Origin of the sequence: Bradyrhizobium sp. th-b2 (assembly GCF_000426785.1) — a bacterium.
Lineage (GTDB): Bacteria > Pseudomonadota > Alphaproteobacteria > Rhizobiales > Xanthobacteraceae > Bradyrhizobium > Bradyrhizobium septentrionale.
The window spans coordinates 1-1790 of sequence record NZ_AUGA01000224.1 but is presented as its reverse complement, the minus strand read 5'-3'; the positions used below and the strand labels follow the sequence as shown (position 1 = coordinate 1790).

The window sequence follows — 1790 nt, the reverse complement described above, 5'->3', positions numbered from 1 at the left end:
ACCACGACAACCACCACCACTAGCGCCAGTAAGAGTTGGTACCCTGATCACGCAGTGCTTAACGCCACTAAGGATGAATTGAAGGCCATGCCGGAGTTTAAGTACTAACTCTCGCCTGCGATCCGAAGCCGCCCCCCCCACCGGGGCGGCTTTTTGTTTGAGTGGCCGGATCGATGACGCGTCCGTTGCTAGGGGGCGCCCTCTCTTTTCGCCACCATCGGAGCCATTGGTTTTGACCGGATTGTCTGTGCGACATTCTGACCAATATGAAGGAGTCCTTTGGGCGAGCGCAGCAACGCCAATAAACTTTTTCTGGCGATGATCAATTTTATACAGACGGCCCCGATCTATCCTGCACTTAATGGCCGATTGCCGGTCACGACGCATATTAGCAATCAGCCCGACGCGGTCCGTCGGGCTTTTGCAGATGAGTGAGTCGACTTGGTGTGTGACAACATAGAGTAGATGCAATGAGAGCTTTCTCAATTGTCGGACTGCTGTTTGCAGCAGTGGTGTTGGCGACGGTTCCGGTCTCGCCGCAGGTGACACCGCGCGGCTTGGAGTTAAGCGTTGATCAAGCGCAGGCCTACACGTACCGGCGTGCTCGCGTGACTGCGCGTCGTGTCGACCGTCGCGTGTACCGCCATACGCGTCGCGCCGTGCGGCGTGGCGTTTATTAACGGAGCGCGATGGGCGCTGGTCGAGTGATCGAGCCGCGCCGACGAGGTGATTGAGTCACTGCAGTTCATGGATGTCGTTTGCCGCACTTCATGAGTCCGAGTTGTGGCCCATAGGTAGGTATGACCATTGGAATGTCGGCTCTTCGAGGTGAACCGGAAGTCCCCGGTTCGGTACCCACAATATAATGACCCGGAACAAGTGTTGTTCGGGAGTCTTAACGCTGCTTGGATCGCCTTCCTGCCCACGGCGTCCTGCTTAGACGGCTTCAGTGTCCCTACGTTGGGGCCGTCTTGCTGAACGAAATTTTCAATAGTGGTCAATATTGACCAGCCCGAATTGTTGCGTCGGGCAAGACTAGCTCCATCGCCGTCCGCAATAGGCAGTTATCGGCAACAGAGAGATCAGCAATGCTCCCGCCAAATACGGGGGATGCATGATGTCATCTATCCAGCCAAATCTGCTATACAGCCGCGCGGAGATCGGAATTCTTCCGTGCTCCAGGTGTGGCAAGCCTATGCGGTTGGCTTGCATCGAGCCTGCTCAACCCGGTCATGAAGTCCGTACCTTCGAGTGCCCGGAATGCAAGACGACTGGAAGCTTTGCAGTTGCGATCTAGCCGCCACTCTAGGCGGTGTCTGCGACCTGTTGGGTCCGGCTCGGGCTTGGTCTGCTGACCGCTCGATTAGCTTATCGGCAGCCGGGTACTCCCATCCTGGCTGCGAAAAGCTGCCGTGGTACGGCACTTTTACTTCGAACGTCGGCGGCTGAATGGTAAGCTAGGTCTCCCACCGCGCGGGACGAAACGGGACATGCCAGAAAATACCAACCACGCAATATTTGATCCTAAGGAGTTTCTCGCCAAGTTAGGCGAAGGGAAGACCATCCTCGCGTTTCGCAAGGATGAGATCGTCTTTGCGCAGGGCGACGTGGCAGATACGGTTTTTTATATCCAGAAAGGCCGGGTCAAGGTTGTTGTCATATCAGAGCAAGGCAAGGAAGCCGTGGTCGGCATTCTGGAGCCCGGCCAGTTCTTTGGCGAAGGCTGCATGAACGGCCATTCGCTGCGTATCGCGACGACGACAGCGATGGAGGAATGCCTGGTGACCGCG

Annotated in this window: 1 protein-coding gene and 1 pseudogene; both read left to right on the top strand. The window is 56.5% G+C overall.

Annotation, left to right across the window (positions count from 1 at the left end; genetic code table 11):
• Positions 1–108 (top strand): annotated as a pseudogene (locus K359_RS65635) (PRC-barrel domain containing protein); the annotation flags it as partial.
• Between the two features lie 1382 nt (positions 109–1490).
• Positions 1491–1790: Crp/Fnr family transcriptional regulator (locus K359_RS0147820; protein WP_029085236.1), on the top strand; the 300-nt coding region annotated here is incomplete at its 3' end.